Origin of the sequence: Stenotrophomonas maltophilia group sp. Smal17 (assembly GCF_030237045.1) — a bacterium.
In the GTDB taxonomy this organism is placed as follows: domain Bacteria; phylum Pseudomonadota; class Gammaproteobacteria; order Xanthomonadales; family Xanthomonadaceae; genus Stenotrophomonas; species Stenotrophomonas forensis.
The window spans coordinates 1-17,363 of record NZ_JASJSU010000032.1 but is presented as its reverse complement, the minus strand read 5'-3'; the positions used below and the strand labels follow the sequence as shown (position 1 = coordinate 17,363).

Genomic DNA, 17,363 nt, shown 5'->3' with positions numbered 1-17,363 from the left:
GGCAGCGCCGGAAGACGCCGCCCTTCGGCGCCCCGCCATGGGTCACGTCGCAATCGACCTGTTCGATTACGACAAAATGGCGCGATGAACGCCTCGGTTACTGGCGATTGCTCTGGAAAACGAGCGTGTTGTATTCCTGCATCAGCTTGCTGGCAGAGCCGCGCGGCGCCATCGAGGGCGAATCAAGCATGCGCCGCTCGAAATCGGTGTAGGGCTTGTTCTCGCTGACACGCTGCAGCCGCTCCTTGCCTTCGCGCCGGAAATTCTCGGCTCCACGCTCGAAGCCTTCCCAGTCCGTCTTGCCCGGCTGCTGGTCGGCAACCTTGGCGTGCGCTTCATCGGAAATGCGGTTGAAGGCATCCAGGTGTTCGCGGGCTGCGGCCTGATCAAAGCCGTCATCGGTCATCAGCTCCACGATCGCTTTCGCCTCCAGCATCATCGCCAGGCGGTAGTACTCGCGCGTGCGCCCCTCGGCCTGTTCCAGTGCTTTGAGCTGCTCGCGCTGGGCAGCGTCGTTGTGGCGCTCCAGCGCGGTGTTGAACGTTTCGCTGGCAACCACGAAGTCCTTGAAGGCGGCCATCAAAGGCGCATGCATCTGCTTGCCCTTGGCAAACTGGTCGTCTTCGTAGTCCTGGCGATCGTAGTAGTCGTGTGCGTTCTTGCTGAGCGGCACCAGTGCCTTCAGCGCCTGCTGAAACTGGCCGGCAGCGGCATCAAGATCGGCCAGGGCCGGCTTGGCAGCGATCGCTTCGGTCACCGGCGCGTCGCACTGCTTCATGTCGTAGTCGCTGATCTCGAACGGCCCGTACACCTGCGTCTCGCGCCCGCTCGGGCCGGCGTCGACGTCCTTGATCCAGCGCGTGTAGGACTCGATGCTGCCGTGTGTTTTCGAATCAAGCGCGTTGAAGCAGCCGATGTAGGCGTTGAGTTTTGCGGTCAACTGCTGCTGTGCGTCGGAGCTTGCGGTACTGGCGTCCGGCTTGCCGGAAGGACCAGCGTCACCCGCGGTTGCCGGCGCCTTGCCACCGCAGGCGCCCAGGATCAATGACAGCGACGCGGCCAGCGCCGCGAGGGAAAGAGTGCGTGACATGCGTTCACTTCCTTGTTGAAAACGATTCCAGCTGCGCATTCTAGCGCAGCAGGCCGAGGGTCGCAGCCCTCGGCCTCGTCCAGCGGGTCAAGCTCAATCCAGGAACAGGTCCGGCAGCAACGGCCGCGACGCATCCACTGCATAGCCCGACAGATCGGTGACACCGGCCTGCGCCAGCACCTCATCATCGATCAGGAACCGGCCGTGGAAACCCGCCGCTTCGCGCACCAGCACGGCATGCGCGGCGTCGGCCATGATCTGCGGCGTGCGGCAGCCGGCGGCATCCACGCCCGGAATCATGTTGATCGCATCGGTGGCAATCACCGTGCGCGGCCACAGCGCATTGACCGCCACGCCCTGCGGGCCGAACTCCGCGGCCAGGCCGAGGGTGACAAAGCTCATGCCCATCTTCGCCAGCGTATAGCCGGTGTGCGGGCCCCACCATTTCGGCTCCAGGCTGGGCGGCGGTGCCAGGGTCAGGATATGCGGGTTGGGCGCCTGCAGCAGGTAAGGCAGGCAGGCCTGCGCGCACAGGAAGCTGCCGCGCGAATTGACCTGCTGCATCAGGTCGAAGCGCTTCATCGGCGTATCCAGCGTGCCGCGCAGCCAGATCGCGCTGGCGTTGTTGACCAGGATGTCGATGCCACCGAAGGTGTCGACGGTGGCGGCGACGGCCGCCTGCACCTGCTCTTCCTCGCGGATGTCGCACTTCAGGGCCAGGCCCTGGCCACCGGCCGCCGTAACCGCCTCGGCCGCGCTGTGGATGGTGCCCGGCAACTTCGGATTCGGCACCGACGACTTGGCGGCGATCGCCACGTTGGCGCCGTCACGCGCGGCGCGCAACGCGATGGCCAGGCCGATGCCGCGCGAGCCACCGGTGATGAAAAGCGTTTTGCCCTGCAGACTGCCCACGTTCCACACTCCAGCGTATGCAATGAGCCGCTAGTATGCCGCGCCGACGCGGAGTTCACCCGGCCTTGACGATACTCGGGCCTCCAGACAACGCACGAGGTCCACGCCATGCGCCGTTCCCGCCTGCTGCTGCCTGCCTTGGGGCTCGCCCTGCTGACCGCCTGCCAGGGCCGTTCGCCGGAACCCGGCGAGGAGCCGTCCGCCGGTGACGCGCCCAGCGCGGCCAAGGCCGCTGCGGATGGCAGGATGCGCTGGAGTGAGGCGGTGGTCTGGGATGGCGACCTCAACGCCTGCCGCCAGGGCGAGAATGCGGCCACGCGTGACTGCCTGCGCGATGCGATGCACGCCGGTGGCGCCAGCGCCGATGCGATCACCGCCGCCGAACAGTTGTCCACCGGCGGCGAACTGGCCTACGTGACCGCCTGGCACGAGAGTGACGGGCTGGGCGTGGCCACGGTGGAGTACCCGTTCCGCGCCAACACCAACGAAGGCACCCGCCTGGTCGACGCCAGTGGCAAGCGCATCGATGTGGATGCCGTGCAGCTGGACGACACCCTGCGCGCGGACCCGACGGTGCAGGAACTGCTGAAGGCCAACCCGCAGGCGACGCCGTTCGCACCCGCGCAGTCGGCGGGAGCGACGCCGCTGGAGAATGGCGGCATCCGCCTGCTGTACCGCACACCGCTGCGCGACTGCCACGCCTGCCCGGATGTGGGCCAGCTGCAGATCGCCTACGACTTCGACGCCAAGCGCAACTTCATTGGCCAGCAGGTGGTGCCGGCGGCGCCGTAAGGTCACCGGCACTCACCTTCGTGGAGTCGAGCTTGCTCGACTGATTCTGGCGTTTCAGTCGAGCGAGCTCGACTCTACAACGGCCTCGGCGCATCCACGCATTGCCTGGACCTACCCATACGCGCGTACCTGCTTCTGCAGCAGGTGCGGCACGATCAGCCGGTGCACCGGGGCTACCGGCAGCATGTACAGGCGCCCGAACGCGTTGTGGGTGTGCACCACCGTCGCCACTTCCAGCACATCGCCCTGCCACTGCAGGGCCAGCTGCACGCGCAGGTGGCGGTCGTTGTCTTCCAGCACGATGGCGTCGGCATCCAGCGCCTGCAGCGTGAAGATGCCGAGCCGCTGCCCCGGACGCGGCTGCTCGATGTCCTGCACTGCGCGCAGCGAACCCAGGTCCTTCATGCCGAGCATGCGCATGCCGCGGTTGCGCAGCGCCATCAGCCCGTCGAACCAGCCGGGAATGCTCGCCGCCATGTCACGGTAGGCCTGCAACGCGGTTCGACCCCCACGCTGTGTGCTGGCCTGGCAGGCATGTACAAAGTGGGCACCGGCCATCTGCGCGCGCAGCACGTTGCCCGCAGCCGGCGCGGCGCTCACCACCTGCGATGCCCTCACGGCTTCGGCCCCTGCCCCTCGTTGTCTTCCCAGTGCAGGATGCGCCGGGTGACGAAGCGGTAGACCGGCTTGCCGGTGGCGAACCACAGCTCGCGCACCCACGAAGTGCGCTTGAGCACGCGCTTCTCCACCGGGGTGAGCGACTCGCGGCAGTACATGCGCTTGTGCTTGAGCAGGTGGCGCAGGTCCTCGCGGGCCAGCAGGCGCATCCAGCGCGAACGCGGATCGCCGATCACCGCCAGCTGGAAGTCGATCAGCGCTGGACGGCCATCCTCGGTGACCAGCCAGTTGGCTTCCTTGGCCAGATCGTTGTGTGCCACGCCGCGCCGATGCAGGTGCTGCAGCAGCCGTCGCGCAGAATGGAACCAGGCCACGTCGCCGCGGGGTGGACGCTGGTACATCGCATCGCCCGCCATGAAGCTGCGGTCGAGGTGGCGGCCATCCCAGGCCAGCAGCTGCGGTACGTCAGGCATGCCATGGATGTGCTGCAGCGCGCGTGCTTCGCGGCGTGCCAGCCACCACGCAGGCAGCCGCAGCCACAGCGGCGTGGCGCCCAGATCGCGGCGCACGAACGGGCCATCGGGGCCTTTCACAAGGAGGATGCGACCGAAGCTGTCGGCCTTCAAGGCATGCGGTGGAGCGTCTGGCGTATGCGGCATGGGCCCATTCTAGGCGATGGCGCCGGTTGCAAACGGTCACGAAGCGGCTGGGAACCAGTCACCTTCACGCCCCTATAATCGGGCAATGGACTCTTCATGGATCGACGCCACCCTCGCGTGGATTGCCGCTCACCCCGTGCTGGCGGGTGCCGTTATCTTCCTCATCGCCTTCTGCGATGCGGTCATCATTCTCGGCGCCATCGTGCCGGCCCTGCCGCTGCTGTTCGCGGTGGGCGTGTTCATCGGCCTGGGCCAGATCTCCGGGCCGTACGCGGTGGCGGCGGCAGCGTTGGGCGCGTTCGCCGGTGATGGCATCAGCTACTGGATCGGCCGTCGCTGGGGTGACCGCCTGCGCGGCATCTGGCCGTTCAGCCGCTATCCGCAGCTGCTCGATCGCGGCGAGAATCTGTTCCGCCGCAATGCGTTCAAGAGCATCCTGATCGCACGCTACGTCGGTGCGATCCGCCCGTTCGTGCCTGCCATTGCCGGCATGATGAAGATGCCTGCCAGCCGCTACATGCAGGCCAGCGGCATCGCCAGCATTTCCTGGGCGGTGCTGTTCCTGGCCCCCGGCTGGGTTCTGGGCGAAGCCTATGACGCGGTGGCCGCCGTGGCCGGACGCCTGGTGGTGGTGGTCGGCCTGCTGATGGTGATCCTCGGCCTGGTCTGGGCCATCGTGCTGTACGGCTACCGCTGGTCGGCCGCACGCATGGACAACTGGCTGGCGCGCCTGCTGGACTGGTCCAACCGCCACCCGACGCTGGGCCGCTACACCGTCGGCGTGCTCGACCCGAAACGCCGTGAATCGGTGCCGCTGGCGATGCTGGCGCTGATGCTGCTGGTGCTGGGCTGGGGCTGGTTCGCGCTGCTGACCGTGGTGGTCGCGCATGGCGAACCGCTGGCGATCGACCTGCTGGTGCACCAGGCCATGCTGGCGCTGCGCAACCCGCTGGCCGACTACCCGATGGCCGCGCTGGCGTCGCTGGGCGCCTGGCAGGTACTGCTGCCGGCCACCGCGGCGGCGATGGGCTACCTGATCTGGCGCCGACGCTGGATGGCCGCCGCGCACTGGCTGGCCGCACTGGCCTTCGGCCTGGCGCTGACCATGCTGCTCGGCGCCACCGTGGATGTGGTGCGCCCGGTCGATGCCAGCAGCGGCTTCGGCTTCCCGTCGGTGTCGGTGACCATGGCCACCATCACCTTCGGCTTCTTCGCGGTGCTGATCGCGCGCGAGATGCCCGGCCGCACCCGCGTCTGGCCGTACCTGGTGTCGGGCATCGTGGTCAGCCTGATCGGCTTCTCGCGGCTGTACCTGGGCGCGCACTGGCTGAGCGATGTGATCGGCGGCATGCTGTTCGGCACGTTCTGGCTGCTGGTGCTGGGCATCGCCTACCGTCGGCGCTTCAACCGCTCGTTCTGGGTGAAGCCGGTGGCGTGGCTGTTCTACGGCGTCTTCGCCCTGGCGGCGATGTGGTACGCGCCGCGCCACATCCCGGTGAAGCTGGAGCGCTTTGAACCGACCCTGCCGGCGCCGCAGGCGATGGACATGCAGGCGTGGTGGCAGCACGACTGGTCGACGCTGCCGGCGCGCCGCAACGAGTTCGACGATGACCAGCGCTGGCCGCTGGACGTGCAGGTGGCCGGCCCGCTGGCGCCGCTGCAGGCGCAGCTGGAAGCCCGCGGCTGGAAGCGGCAGGAACAGGCCGGATGGCAGGAAGCCCTGCTGATGCTGGACAAGAACACCGGCGCCGACCAACTGCCGGTACTGCCGGCCACGCTGGAAACGCGGGTGGAAGCGCTGCTGATGGTGCGCCAGGGTGCGCAGCCGGATGAGCGCTACGTACTGCGCCTGTGGCCGGCCCCGGCCCAGCTGCAGCCCGGCGATACGCCACTATGGCTGGGCAGCGCACAGACCCTGCGCTACGAGCGCCACTTCGAATGGATCGGCATGTGGCATCCGCTGCGCGGCGTCGACCCGGCGATGAACGCGGTGAAGGAGGCCGTACAGGGCCTGCCGCAGCGCGAAGACGTGCACGGCGAGACCGGGTTGCCGGTACTGCGGTTGAAGACCACCGCGCGCTGACGGAGGCGGTGCTGCTCTGGTAGTCGCCAACCTTGGTTGGCGCTTCGGGTAAAGGCTGCCAACCAAGGTTGGCATCTACCGGCTACGCCGCGCTCTGGTAGTGGCCAACCTTGGTTGGCGTTTGCCAGTTACGGCATCCAGCCCAGCAACTGCTGCAGGCGCTGATGCGGGTCGTCCATCTGCAGCAGCTGCAGGCGCTGCTGCTCGCTCAGCGGCAGCAGTTCGGCCAGGCGCCAACCGACCCAGCTCGCCTGATCCAGCAGTGCCGGATTCGCCGGCGCATACGCCTCGCCCGCCTGTTCGATGATGTGCCCCAGCACCGTGGCCAGCAGCGCATGCTGTGGCCGCAGTTCGTCGTCGGGATCTTCTTCGCACCAACTCACGTCGGCCACCACCAGGCCGTTGTCACGGACCCGCGTGCGCTCGACATGGAAGCGGCGGGTGCCACGCAGGCGCAGCTGCAGCACGCCATCGGCGCCGACATCGAAATCTTCGATGCGCACCTGCACGCCATACGCCGCCGGCGTCGCCGGTGCGCCCACTTCCTGGCCGTCGAGGATCAGGCAGACGCCAAAGCCCTCGCCACTGCGGCCGCTGTCGCGGACCAGATCCAGATAGCGTCGCTCGAACACGCGCAGGCCCACCGCTGCACCCGGCACCAGCGTGCTGTGCAGCGGGAACAGCGGCAGCGAACCGTCGGCGCTCATCGGGCCTGCAGGGCGGCGAGGAAGCGGCGCGGTGCGCCGTCGAAGCCACCGTTGGACATGAACACCACATGGTCACCACTGCGTGCATGGGACTGCAGCTGTGCCAGCAGGGCATCGGTATCGGGTACCGCGTGCGCTTGGCCGCGTACCGCGGCGATCACCGCGGCAGCGTCCCAGGCCAGTTCCGGGCGGTGCAGGAACACCACTTCATCGGCCAGTGCCAGCGACGGCGCCAGCGCCTGTGCATGTGCACCCAGCCGCATCGAGTTGCTGCGCGGCTCCATCGCGACCACGATGCGTGCATCGCCGACCTTGGCACGCAGGCCTTCCAGCGTGGTGGCGATCGCCGTCGGGTGATGGGCGAAGTCGTCGTAGACGGTGATGCCATCAACGCTGCCGATCACTTCCATGCGGCGCTTGACGCTGCGGAACCGCGCCAGCGCCGGGATCACATCAGCAGGCGCCACGCCTACCGCATGCGCGGCCGCCAGCGCGGCCAGGCCGTTGAGCACATTGTGCCGGCCCAGCAGCGACCACTGCACATCACCCAGCGGCTGGCCCCGATGATGCACGCGGAACGCGCTGCCATCGGCAGCCAGCAGCTCGGCATGCCACTCCAGCGACGGATCGAATCCGAAGCGCTCGACCGGGGTCCAGCAGCCCATCGCCAGCACTTCGGCCAGGTACTTGTCTTCGCCGTTGACGATCAGGCGGCCACGCGCCGGCACCGTACGCACCAGGTGGTGGAACTGGCGCTGGATCGCCGCCACGTCCGGGAAGATGTCGGCGTGGTCGTATTCAAGGTTGTTGAGGATGGCCACCAGCGGCCGGTAGTGCACGAACTTGCTGCGCTTGTCGAAGAATGCGGTGTCGTACTCGTCGGCCTCGACCACGAACTCGCGGCCCTGGCCGAGCCGGGCGGAGACGCCGAAATCCTCGGCCACGCCGCCGATCAGGAAGCCCGGCGAACGCCCGGCGCTTTCCAGCAGCCAGGTGAGGATGGTGGTGGTGGTGGTCTTGCCATGGGTACCGGCCACGGCCAGGGTGTCACGCCCCGGCAGCACCCGTTCGGACAGCCATTGCGCGCCGGAAATGTAGCGCTGGCCAGCGTCAAGCACGGCCTCCACGGCCGCGTTGCCCCGCGACAACGCGTTGCCGATCACCACCTCATCGGTGCCGGCCGGCACGCTGTCGGCGCGATAGCCCTGGTCCAGGGTGATGCCCAGCTGTTCCAGCTGGGTGGACATCGGCGGATAGATGGCCTGGTCGCTGCCGCTGACCGGATGGCCCAGTTCCCGCGCCAGGGCGGCCACGCCGCCCATGAAGGTGCCGGCGATTGCAAGGATATGTACGCTGCTCATGACCGAGGATTGTGACCGATGACGGCTGTATAGGGCCAATGTCCGCGCTTGGGTAAGACAAGTCCTACACAGGATGTGAGAAAACTCCAATCATCTGTCAGGGAATTCCCGATAGCGATGTTCTGTGAACCCGGACACAATTCGAACTGCCAGCCGCAGTACCCGAACCGGTCCTACTCCCCAAGAGGCCATCCCCAAGGGAGCTCATGCTGCGGGGCCCTGAGCAAGCCCTCTGCTGGCGCCTATCAAACGACACAGGCCTGATCCTCGCGGACCAGGCCTGTGTTTTTTGTGCCGGGGGCCGGAACAGTGTCCCGGCCGCGCCGGATCAAGCCTTGATCGCCGCCAGGATGCGCGCTTCGATCTCGTCCAGCTCACCGACGCCGTCGACGCGGGCCAGGGTGCCACGGCCGGCGTAGAAGTCGACCACCGGGGCAGTCTGGTCGTTGTAGACCTGCAGGCGCTGGCGCACCGCTTCCGGCGTGTCATCGGCACGGCCCTGCTCCTTGGCACGACCGGCGATGCGCTCGACCAGCAGCTCGGTGGCCACGTCCAGCTGCACCACCGCGTCCAGCGGCTGGCCGATCTTGGCCAGCAGGCCGTCCATCGCATTGGCCTGGGCCACATTGCGCGGGTAGCCATCCAGGATGAAGCCCTTGGCGACATCGGCCTGGGTCAGGCGCGATTCCAGCATGCCCAGCAGGATGTCGTCCGACACCAGGTTGCCGGCATCCATCACCGTCTTGGCCTGCTTGCCCAGCTCGGTGCCGGCGGCGATTTCCGCGCGCAGCATGTCACCGGTCGAAATGTGGGCGATCCCCAGCTTTTCCTTCAGGCGCGTCGCCTGTGTCCCCTTGCCCGAACCGGGCGGTCCCAACAGAACCAATCGCATTGACCTGACTCCAACGTGTTGAAAACAAAGAAGGTTCGCGTCCCGGACGGTCCGGTATCGCTGCACCGCAATAGCGCCACTTTACCGCATCCGGGTAATGTCCCTGCAATGTCCCCTCCCCCGAGCAGGTAGAAGCATGCGCAACGGTACTCTCCTCTATGCCCAGTCCGGTGGTGTCACCGCGGTCATCAACGCCACCGCAGCTGCGGTGATCGAGCAGGCCCGGGCCAAGGGCATCAAGGTCCTGGCCGCCCGCAACGGCATCCTCGGCGCCCTGCGCGAAGAGCTGATCGACACCAGCAAGGAGAGCGCCGCCGCCATCCGCGCGCTGGCCCACACCCCGGGCGGCGCGTTCGGTTCGTGCCGGGTCAAGCTGAAATCACTGGACGCTGACCGTGCACGTTACGACCGCCTGCTGGAGGTGCTGCGCGCGCACGACGTGCGCTGGTTCCTCTACAACGGCGGCAACGACTCGGCCGATACCGCGCTGAAGGTCTCGCAGCTGGCCAAGGCGTCGGGCTACGACCTGACCTGCATCGGCGTGCCCAAGACCATCGACAACGATCTGGCGGTTACCGACACCTGCCCCGGCTTCGGCTCGGCCGCCAAGTACACCGCGGTGTCGGTGCGCGAGGCCGCGCTGGACGTGGCGGCGATGGCCGAGACTTCCACCCGCGTCTTCATCTACGAAGCGATGGGTCGCCACGCCGGTTGGCTGGCGGCGGCGGCGGGCCTGGCCGGCAACGGCGATGACGAAGCCCCGCACATCATCCTGCTGCCCGAACGCGCCTATGACGAGGCGCTGTTCCTGGCCAAGGTGAAGGCGGTGGTCGAGCGCGTCGGCTACTGCGTGGTGGTGGCCTCGGAGGGCATCGCCACTGCCGATGGCCGCTTCGTCGCCGATGCCGGCGGCGGCAAGGACTCGTTCGGGCATTCGCAGCTGGGCGGCGTAGCCGCGCACCTGGCCGGACGGGTCAAGGACCAGCTGGGCCTGAAGGTGCACTGGGCCCTGCCGGACTACCTGCAGCGCTCGGCCCGGCACCTGGCCAGCAAGACCGACTGGGAGCAGGCGCAGGCGGTGGGCAAGGCTGCGGTGCAGTTGGCGCTGAAGGGCCAGAACGGCGTGATGCCGGTGATCGTGCGCAGCAGCGACGCGCCGTACCGCTGGAAGATTGAAGCGGCGCCGCTGTCGAAGATCGCCAACCACGAGAAGAAGATGCCGGCCGGCTTCATCCGCCGCGACGGCTTCGGCATCACCGCCAAGGCACGCGCCTACCTGTCACCGCTGATCAAGGGCGAAGCACCACTGCCCTACGGCCCCGACGGCCTGCCGAAGTACGTCACCCTGAAGAACGTGGCGGTGAAGCAGAAGCTGCCGCCCTTCGAGGGCTGAGCCGAAAATGGGGACGGAGGGGATTAAGTCGTAACCGCCCCTCCGTCATCCCTCCCCCATCAGCGTTGGGGCGGTTGCGACTTAATCCCCTCCGTCCCCTTTTTTTGGAGGTGTGCCATGGCACTGCGCGTTGTTCGACTCGGTACGCCACGCGTACCCGGCGAGGGACTGCGCATCGGCACGGTGCGGCGACCGCCGCGTGGCGTGCCGCGCAGCGAGTTCGCCCGCCAGGACTGGTACGACGTCTGGTTTCCGACCCTGTCACCCAGCGCCGAGCTGGTGAAGCAGGCGCACGCGGCGCAAAGCGCAGCCGACTGGAATGCGTTCTTCCGCCACTACAAGGCCGAGATGAAGGCGCCCGATGCCGCCCACGCGCTGGACCTGCTGGCCGCGCTGTCGCAGCACAGCGACATCAGCGTAGGGTGCTACTGCGAAGATGAAGCACACTGCCACCGCACGGCGCTGCGTGAGCTGCTGGTGGCGCGGGGAGCTACATTGGCCGCGTGAAGCCCGGTTGCCGGCCAGCGGCCGGCACTACCCCACGCCACGCCCTGCGTGGATTCGCGTCGCCGGACGGCCTCAGTTGCAGGCCTTGCCTTCCATCTGCAGCTGCGCGGCGAACATCGTCACCTGCGGAATCTTGCCGGCGGCGGCCTGCTTCTTCGCCTCTTCCAGGTAGATGCGCGACTGGCCCTGTCCATCCAGCTCGACCTTGTTGCTCGACGGCAGGCGCCACACCCGCACTACCGCCTGCTGCGCCGGGCACGCGGCGCTGGGCACGCGGATCACATCGTTGAGCTTCCAGCCCTTGTCGGTACTCGGCTGTGCCTTGGCATAGTCGACAAAGCGCGCGCGTGGCTGGCACTGCTCGCTGGTACGCACGGCGGAGAAGCGGTACGGCTCTGCCGCATCGCCGGTGAACACACCCTCCAACCGCGCGCAGGCCTCGGGGATCTGGCGCAGTGTATGCGCTGCGCCCACCGCCTGCGGGGCACCCACCGCACGCTGCAGCTCCGGGGTTTCCGCAGCGAATGCCGGGGCGGCAGGCACCAGGGCGGCAAGCATCAACAGGGACAGGCGCATCGGGGATCTCCTTCGGGACTGTGCGCAGGCTTGCAGAGCATGGCTTAACGGGGTGCAAAGGGCGTGATCGCGCTTTGCGCCAGGGGACAGTCGAGCAAGCTCGACTCTACGGTGCGTCGAACGCATACTGCGGGCACCAGGGAATGCTGAACACCGCCATACGTCGGACGACCTCCAAGGTCGGTACGGGTTGGTTCCAGGCTGCAGCCCGTCGTCCCCCTCGTGGTGCCGTTCATCGCCACTGGATGCTTGTCCATCCATTTTGCGGAGGGGTCTAATGCTGGAACGTCACGGGCTGTCACTGGCGCTGGGCTGCGCCATTCTCGCGATCCTGTTCGGAATCGTCTCGGCGCGCTGGATCCTGCGCCAACCCACCGGCAATGAACGCATGATCGCGATCGCCACCGCGATCCAGGAAGGCGCACGTGCCTACCTCAACCGCCAGTACCTGACGATCGGCATCGCCGGCGTGGTGCTGTTCGTGCTGGTCGGCATCTTCCTCAGCTGGTACACCGCCATTGGATTCGCAGTGGGTGCGGTCCTGTCCGGCGCGGCGGGCTACATCGGCATGAACGTGTCGGTACGCGCCAACGTGCGCACCGCCGAGGCCGCACGCCACGGCATCAGCGCGGCGATGGACGTCGCCTTCCGTGGCGGTGCGATCACCGGCATGCTGGTGGTCGGGCTGGGCCTGCTGGGCGTGGCCGGCTACTACGCACTGCTGCTGCGCATGGGCCTGCCGATGGAACAGGCGCTGCACGCCCTGGTCGGGCTGGCCTTCGGCTCCTCGCTGATCTCGATCTTCGCGCGCCTGGGCGGCGGCATCTTCACCAAGGGCGCCGACGTCGGCGCCGATCTGGTCGGCAAGGTGGAAGCCGGCATTCCCGAGGACGACCCGCGCAACCCGGCGGTGATCGCCGACAACGTTGGCGACAACGTCGGCGACTGCGCCGGCATGGCCGCCGACCTGTTCGAGACCTATGCGGTCACTGTCATCGCCACCATGCTGCTGGGCAGCCTGATGCTGGCCGAGGCGGGCGCCAACGCGGTGTTGTATCCGCTGGTGCTGGGCGGCGTGTCGATCATCGCCTCGATCATCGGTGCGCTGTTCGTCAAGGTGAAGCCGGGCGGCTCGATCATGGGCGCGCTGTACAAGGGCGTGATCGTCTCCGGCGTGCTGGCCGCCATCGCGTTCTACCCGATCACCACCGGGCTGATGGGTGACAACGTGCACGGTCCGATGGCGCTGTACGGCTGCGCGCTGATCGGGCTGGTACTGACCGGCCTGATCGTGTGGATCACCGAGTACTACACCGGCACCCAGTACAAGCCGGTGCAGCATGTGGCACAGGCCTCGACCACCGGCCATGGCACCAACATCATCGCCGGCCTCGGCATCTCGATGAAATCCACCGCGCTACCGGTGGTGGCGGTGTGCGCGGCGATCTGGGGCGCGTTCGCGCTGGGCGGCCTGTACGGCATCGCCATCGCTGCCACCGCGATGCTGTCGATGGCCGGCATGATCGTGGCCCTGGATGCCTACGGCCCGATCACCGACAACGCCGGTGGCATCGCCGAGATGGCCGAGCTGCCTTCGGAGATCCGCGACATCACCGATCCGCTGGATGCAGTGGGCAATACCACCAAGGCGGTGACCAAGGGCTACGCCATCGGTTCGGCCGCGTTGGCCGCACTGGTGCTGTTCGCCGACTACACCCACAACCTGCAGGCCGCGCATCCAGGACAGGAATTCCGCTTCGATCTCAGCGACCACACGGTGATCATCGGCCTGCTGATCGGTGGCCTGATCCCCTACCTGTTCGGCGCGATGGCGATGGAAGCGGTCGGCCGGGCTGCCGGCGCGGTAGTTGAAGAAGTGCGGCGCCAGTTCCGCGAGATCCCCGGCATCATGCAGGGCACCGGCAAGCCGCAGTACGACCGGGCGGTGGACATGCTGACCCGCTCGGCCATCCGCGAAATGATCGTGCCGTCGCTGCTGCCGGTGGCGGTACCGGTGGTGGTCGGCCTGCTGCTGGGGCCACGCGCGCTGGGCGGGCTGCTGATCGGCACGATCGTGACCGGCCTGTTCGTGGCCATCTCGATGACCACCGGCGGCGGCGCCTGGGACAATGCCAAGAAGTACATCGAGGACGGACACTTCGGTGGCAAAGGCAGCGAGGCGCACAAGGCCGCGGTGACCGGCGATACCGTCGGCGACCCCTACAAGGACACCGCCGGCCCGGCGATCAATCCGCTGATCAAGATCATCAACATCGTGGCGCTGCTGCTGGTGCCGCTGCTGTAATCCACGCCATGCGCAAACCCGTAGAGTCGAGCTTGCTCGACTGCTTTTGGCCCGCACCGCAAGATCGACTCTACGGCTCCGACCGCTTGCTCAAGCAACGGCTGGTCAGCGCCCGCGCAGGAAGAACGACACCGGCACCATCACCTGCACCGGGTCGCCGGCCACTTCGGCCGGCGGCGCCGGTACCGGGCTGGCGCGCTGCACGGTATCGAGCGTCTCCTGGTCGAGCAGTTCGAAGCCGCTGCTGCGGCCCAGCTTCAGGCCCGACACTGCACCGTCGCGGGCGACCGCGAAACGCACAAAGACCACGCCCTGCTGGCGCAGGCGCTCGGCCTGGCGCGGATAGCGGCGGTGCTTCTGCAGGTGCCCAAGCAGGCGTCCTTCCCAGGTCGCCTCCGCGCGACTGCGCTCACCGGCGGTGGTCTGCGGTGCGGTATAACGCGCGGCGGCGTCAGCGGCCACCTGCGGCGGTGCGCTGGTCTGCGCGACATTGGCGTCGGCGGTCTCCGGCGAGGGCGTTGGTTCCGGTGCTTTGGGCGGAGGCAGATCGCCCTGTGGCTGCACGGGTGCTTTCGGCTGCTCGCGCACGGCCGGCGTCGGCGCCTGCCGCTGCTGTTGCTGCTGCAGCGGCCCAGTGGCCACCTCGCGCGGCGGTACCGGCGGTGCCTGGGCGATCGGCGCCAGTTCCAGCATCAGCGCCGCAGGCGGGGCGGCGGCGGCCAGCGCCGGCGCGCGCGCCGCCCACCAGCAGGCCGCGCCGATCAGCAGTGCGTGCACCAGCAGCACGATCGCCAGGCTGGTCGCCCAGCGCCGCAGTCCGCTCATCGCGCGCCCTGCTCCAGCCCGACCAGTGCCACCTTCAGATATCCGGCAGCGCGCAGCGCGTCCAGGGTCGCCATCAGTTCGCCATAAGGCACACGGGTATCGGCACGCAGGAAGACGCGTTGTCCGCTGTCATCGTGGGTGGCCGCCTTCAGTGCAGCCGCCAGCGCGTTGCGCGCCACCGGCTGCTCGCCCACCCGCAGCGACAGGTCGGCCTGCACGGTCACATACACCGGCGCCTGTTCCGGCGGTGTGGCGCCGGCGCTGCTGGCCGGCAGCTGCACCGGCACCGACACGGTGGCCAGCGGCGCGGCCACCATGAAGATGATCAACAGCACCAGCATCACGTCGATGAAGGGCGTGACATTGATCTCGTGCGCTTCTTCCGGCGCATCGTCGCGGTCGGATGCGGTCCTGATCGCCATCGCCGCGCCTCAGTGCACGGCACGCAGCGGTGCCGCTGCGGCACGTGGTACGGCGCGGTCAAGATCACGCGACACCAGCTGCTGCACGGCCGCGGACAGATCACCGAGCAGGCCGCGCAGGCTGGCCAGCACGCGGCTGAAATGGTTGTAGACCAGCACCGCGGGAATCGCCGCGACCAGGCCGAGCGCGGTGGCCAGCAAGGCCTCGGCGATGCCCGGCGCGACCACCGCCAGGTTGGTGGTGTTGCTGTGGGCGATGCCGATGAAGCTGTTCATGATGCCCCACACCGTGCCGAACAGACCCACGAACGGCGCCACCGCGCCGATGCTGGCGAGCACGCCGATGCCCCGTCGCTGCAGGCGCGCGGTCTCCAGCTCGATGCGGTCAAGGCGCGACGCGACGCGTTCCTTGATGCCGTCGCGGCTGTCCAGATCCTGCGACAGACGCAGTTCGGTGCGTGCGGCCTCCAGCATGGCCAGCGCGGTCCCCTGCTGCGCGCTGGCCTCCGCGCTTTCGGCCGGCAGGCTTGGCGCCTGCAGCAACAGCGCGCGCGCCGCACGCAGCTGGCGGGCCTGCCGGGCCAGCTCCCAGCCCTTGGCCAGCAGCACGGTCCAGGTAGCCAGCGATGCCAGCGCAAGCGCGATCATCACGCTCTTCACCACCACGTCGGCGGCCAGGTACATGCCCCAGGGCGTCAGTGCAGGGGCAGCCACGGGGGCCAGGTCAGCAGGCAGCATCGTCTCGGTTTCCATCAGCATCAGGGGTCGCGGCACGGCGGCGGGCCGAGCGCGGATCATTGGCATCGTCCACTTCCACCAAAGGCGTGGGCTCCAGCCGCGGTGCCGGGCGGCTGAGCACGTAGCCGGCGCTGACCGCGAAGAACAGGCCCACGCCCAGCAGCAGGCGCCACGACGGGTGCGCCCCCCAGCAGAACAGCGCGAAGCCCACCGCCATGCCGGCGCTGGCAAAGGCCTTGCCCTTGCGCGAGACCGCACCCTGCTCGCGCCACAGCCGCAGCGACGGGCCATAGCGCGGATGCGCCAGCAGGCGCTGCTCGAACTTCGGTGAGCTGCGCGCGAAGCAGCCCACCGCCAGGATCAGGAAGATGGTGGTCGGCATCACCGGCAGCAGCGCGCCGATCACACCGAGCCCGACCATCACCCAACCCAGCGCGAACCAGAGCCAGCGCATCAGCGCGGTGCCCGCAGGCGGCAGGCGTACATCAGGCGAATTCCACTTCAACGTGGCCATGCACGCTGCGGAACGCGGCATCGGCGGCATCGATCACCTGTTGTTCCTGCTCGGCGCTCAATGGCACCGCGTCCAGTGCAGCGGTGAACTCACGCCAATGGCGGGCGGCGCCATCCGGGTGCGCGGCAAGGTGACGGGCGCCGAAGTCGCGATCCAGTCCCAGCTTGGCCGCCATCTTGTACAGGATGGTGCCGCCGAGGTTGGAGCCTTCGGCCACGTACAGCCAGCCCAGCGCCGCCGGCAGTGGGAGGTCGGCCGGCAGCGCGGCGATGTCCGCACCCGGCAGGGTCTGTTCCAGGTCCTGCAGGTCGCGTGACACCTGCTTCAGGCGACGGCGCTCGCCGAGGTCCGGCAGCAGTGCGTCCAGCGCAGGATTGGCATACAGCGCGTCGATGCTGCGGTGGAAGCGGTACTGCACGCGCAGGAAGCGGGCGAAGTTGCTGCGGTCGGCGAAGATGTCGCCGGCCATGATGCGCTTGTCGAGCGCGCCGTGACTGTCGCGGGTGGCGGCCTTGAGCCGCAGGCTGCGGCTGTCTTCAGGGGCGATGTGTGCGTTCATGGGGGATACCAAGGGGGTCGTCGTGCTGTAGACGTTCGCCGCGGGGCTTTCCCCAAGGCCGTGTGCACCGATAATGGACCATCCCTTCTTCCCGCAGGAACCGATGATGATCACCACCGAACCGCGCATGACCAACCTGTTCCTGCAGCTCGGCCTGGATGCCAGCGCCGAGGGCATCGCCCGTTTCATCCGCGATCACCAGCTGGCCGCCGATGTGGAGGTGGTCGAAGCGCCGTACTGGAACGACGCCCAGCGCCAGTTCCTGTCCGAGTCGCTGCAGGCCGATGCGGCGTGGAGCACCGTGGTGGATGAGCTGAACGAATCGCTGCACGAAGACGCGGTGAAGGCCGCGACCGGTCTGTAAGCACGCGATGGGGAGCGCCGGGCATGGCCCGGCGCTCCCCGTTACA

General features: G+C 68.0%; 19 protein-coding genes. 6 read left to right on the top strand and 13 right to left on the bottom strand.

The features are described from left to right. Positions 1-97 precede the first annotated feature (97 nt). Both QRO93_RS10620 and QRO93_RS10615 read right to left on the bottom strand, forming a co-directional pair. A complete protein-coding gene (locus tag QRO93_RS10620; protein WP_180880892.1) occupies positions 98-1,090 on the bottom strand; it encodes a YiiG family protein in 993 nt (330 codons plus the stop codon). Positions 1,091-1,183: 93 nt separating this feature from the next. Next, entirely contained in the window at positions 1,184-2,002 is an 819-nt protein-coding gene (locus QRO93_RS10615; RefSeq protein ID WP_053450707.1) for an NAD(P)-dependent oxidoreductase, read from the bottom strand. A gap of 108 nt (positions 2,003-2,110) precedes the next feature. Between QRO93_RS10615 and QRO93_RS10610 the strand changes: the two genes are divergently transcribed. Next, entirely contained in the window at positions 2,111-2,794 is a 684-nt protein-coding gene (locus QRO93_RS10610; RefSeq protein WP_053450708.1) for a hypothetical protein, read from the top strand. 111 nt (positions 2,795-2,905) lie between these two features. Here QRO93_RS10610 and QRO93_RS10605 read toward each other — a convergent pair whose 3' ends face one another. After that, the gene (locus QRO93_RS10605; protein WP_053450709.1) at positions 2,906-3,412 is read right to left on the bottom strand and encodes a DUF2867 domain-containing protein; all 507 of its coding nucleotides are present in this window, start codon (positions 3,410-3,412) and stop codon (positions 2,906-2,908) included. After that, complete coding sequence (locus QRO93_RS10600; protein WP_006467385.1) at positions 3,409-4,071, bottom strand: serine/threonine-protein kinase; 663 nt, start codon at positions 4,069-4,071, stop codon at positions 3,409-3,411. The genes QRO93_RS10605 and QRO93_RS10600 overlap by 4 nt, the downstream gene beginning before the upstream one ends. 85 nt (positions 4,072-4,156) lie before the next feature. Between QRO93_RS10600 and QRO93_RS10595 the strand changes: the two genes are divergently transcribed. Further along, the gene (locus tag QRO93_RS10595) at positions 4,157-6,154 is read left to right on the top strand and encodes a bifunctional DedA family/phosphatase PAP2 family protein (RefSeq protein ID WP_053450710.1); all 1,998 of its coding nucleotides are present in this window, start codon (positions 4,157-4,159) and stop codon (positions 6,152-6,154) included. Between the two features lie 128 nt (positions 6,155-6,282). Here the strand turns inward: QRO93_RS10595 and QRO93_RS10590 are convergent, their stop codons facing one another. From QRO93_RS10590 to QRO93_RS10580, 3 genes are all read right to left on the bottom strand, one after another. After that, on the bottom strand, positions 6,283-6,861 hold the full coding sequence (locus QRO93_RS10590) for an LON peptidase substrate-binding domain-containing protein (protein ID WP_053450711.1): 579 nt from the start codon (positions 6,859-6,861) through the stop codon (positions 6,283-6,285). Continuing rightward, positions 6,858-8,222, bottom strand: a complete 1,365-nt coding sequence (gene mpl / locus QRO93_RS10585) for a UDP-N-acetylmuramate:L-alanyl-gamma-D-glutamyl-meso-diaminopimelate ligase (protein ID WP_180880894.1) — start codon at positions 8,220-8,222, stop codon at positions 6,858-6,860. Before mpl ends, QRO93_RS10590 begins: the two co-directional genes overlap by 4 nt. Before the next feature lie 328 nt (positions 8,223-8,550). Beyond that, entirely contained in the window at positions 8,551-9,114 is a 564-nt protein-coding gene (locus tag QRO93_RS10580) for an adenylate kinase (protein ID WP_008268721.1), read from the bottom strand. 136 nt (positions 9,115-9,250) lie between these two features. Here QRO93_RS10580 and QRO93_RS10575 point away from each other — a divergent pair, with 136 nt between their 5' ends. Together QRO93_RS10575 and QRO93_RS10570 are read left to right on the top strand one after the other, a co-directional pair. Then, positions 9,251-10,507 (top strand): 6-phosphofructokinase, encoded by a 1,257-nt coding sequence (locus QRO93_RS10575; protein WP_164241794.1) that lies wholly within the window; start codon positions 9,251-9,253, stop codon positions 10,505-10,507. A 117-nt stretch (positions 10,508-10,624) separates the two neighbouring features. Next, the gene (locus QRO93_RS10570; RefSeq protein ID WP_053511055.1) at positions 10,625-11,014 is read left to right on the top strand and encodes a DUF488 domain-containing protein; all 390 of its coding nucleotides are present in this window, start codon (positions 10,625-10,627) and stop codon (positions 11,012-11,014) included. A 72-nt stretch (positions 11,015-11,086) separates the two neighbouring features. Here the strand turns inward: QRO93_RS10570 and QRO93_RS10565 are convergent, their stop codons facing one another. Next, a complete protein-coding gene (locus QRO93_RS10565; protein ID WP_180880896.1) occupies positions 11,087-11,590 on the bottom strand; it encodes a hypothetical protein in 504 nt (167 codons plus the stop codon). 277 nt (positions 11,591-11,867) lie between these two features. Between QRO93_RS10565 and QRO93_RS10560 the strand changes: the two genes are divergently transcribed. Beyond that, the gene (locus QRO93_RS10560) at positions 11,868-13,895 is read left to right on the top strand and encodes a sodium-translocating pyrophosphatase (RefSeq protein ID WP_008266593.1); all 2,028 of its coding nucleotides are present in this window, start codon (positions 11,868-11,870) and stop codon (positions 13,893-13,895) included. 105 nt (positions 13,896-14,000) lie between these two features. On the opposite strand, the gene QRO93_RS10555 is transcribed toward QRO93_RS10560, so the two are convergent. Genes QRO93_RS10555 through QRO93_RS10535 form a run of 5 tightly spaced genes read right to left on the bottom strand, consistent with a single transcriptional unit; the run spans position 14,001 to position 16,953 of the window. Then, positions 14,001-14,720, bottom strand: coding sequence for an energy transducer TonB (locus tag QRO93_RS10555; protein ID WP_053450716.1), 720 nt, complete (start codon positions 14,718-14,720; stop codon positions 14,001-14,003). Then, complete coding sequence (gene exbD, locus QRO93_RS10550) at positions 14,717-15,142, bottom strand: TonB system transport protein ExbD (protein WP_180881084.1); 426 nt, start codon at positions 15,140-15,142, stop codon at positions 14,717-14,719. Before exbD ends, QRO93_RS10555 begins: the two co-directional genes overlap by 4 nt. 9 nt (positions 15,143-15,151) lie before the next feature. Continuing rightward, positions 15,152-15,880: a tonB-system energizer ExbB gene (exbB, locus tag QRO93_RS10545; RefSeq protein ID WP_164087622.1), complete on the bottom strand. Its 729-nt coding sequence runs from the start codon at positions 15,878-15,880 to the stop codon at positions 15,152-15,154. After that, the gene (locus QRO93_RS10540; protein ID WP_053451376.1) at positions 15,867-16,334 is read right to left on the bottom strand and encodes a YbaN family protein; all 468 of its coding nucleotides are present in this window, start codon (positions 16,332-16,334) and stop codon (positions 15,867-15,869) included. Before QRO93_RS10540 ends, exbB begins: the two co-directional genes overlap by 14 nt. 31 nt (positions 16,335-16,365) lie before the next feature. Beyond that, positions 16,366-16,953: a biliverdin-producing heme oxygenase gene (locus QRO93_RS10535; RefSeq protein WP_008267425.1), complete on the bottom strand. Its 588-nt coding sequence runs from the start codon at positions 16,951-16,953 to the stop codon at positions 16,366-16,368. 106 nt (positions 16,954-17,059) lie between these two features. Between QRO93_RS10535 and QRO93_RS10530 the strand changes: the two genes are divergently transcribed. Further along, positions 17,060-17,317, top strand: coding sequence for a DUF2789 domain-containing protein (locus tag QRO93_RS10530; protein ID WP_053451377.1), 258 nt, complete (start codon positions 17,060-17,062; stop codon positions 17,315-17,317). The last annotated feature ends 46 nt before the right edge of the window (positions 17,318-17,363 follow it).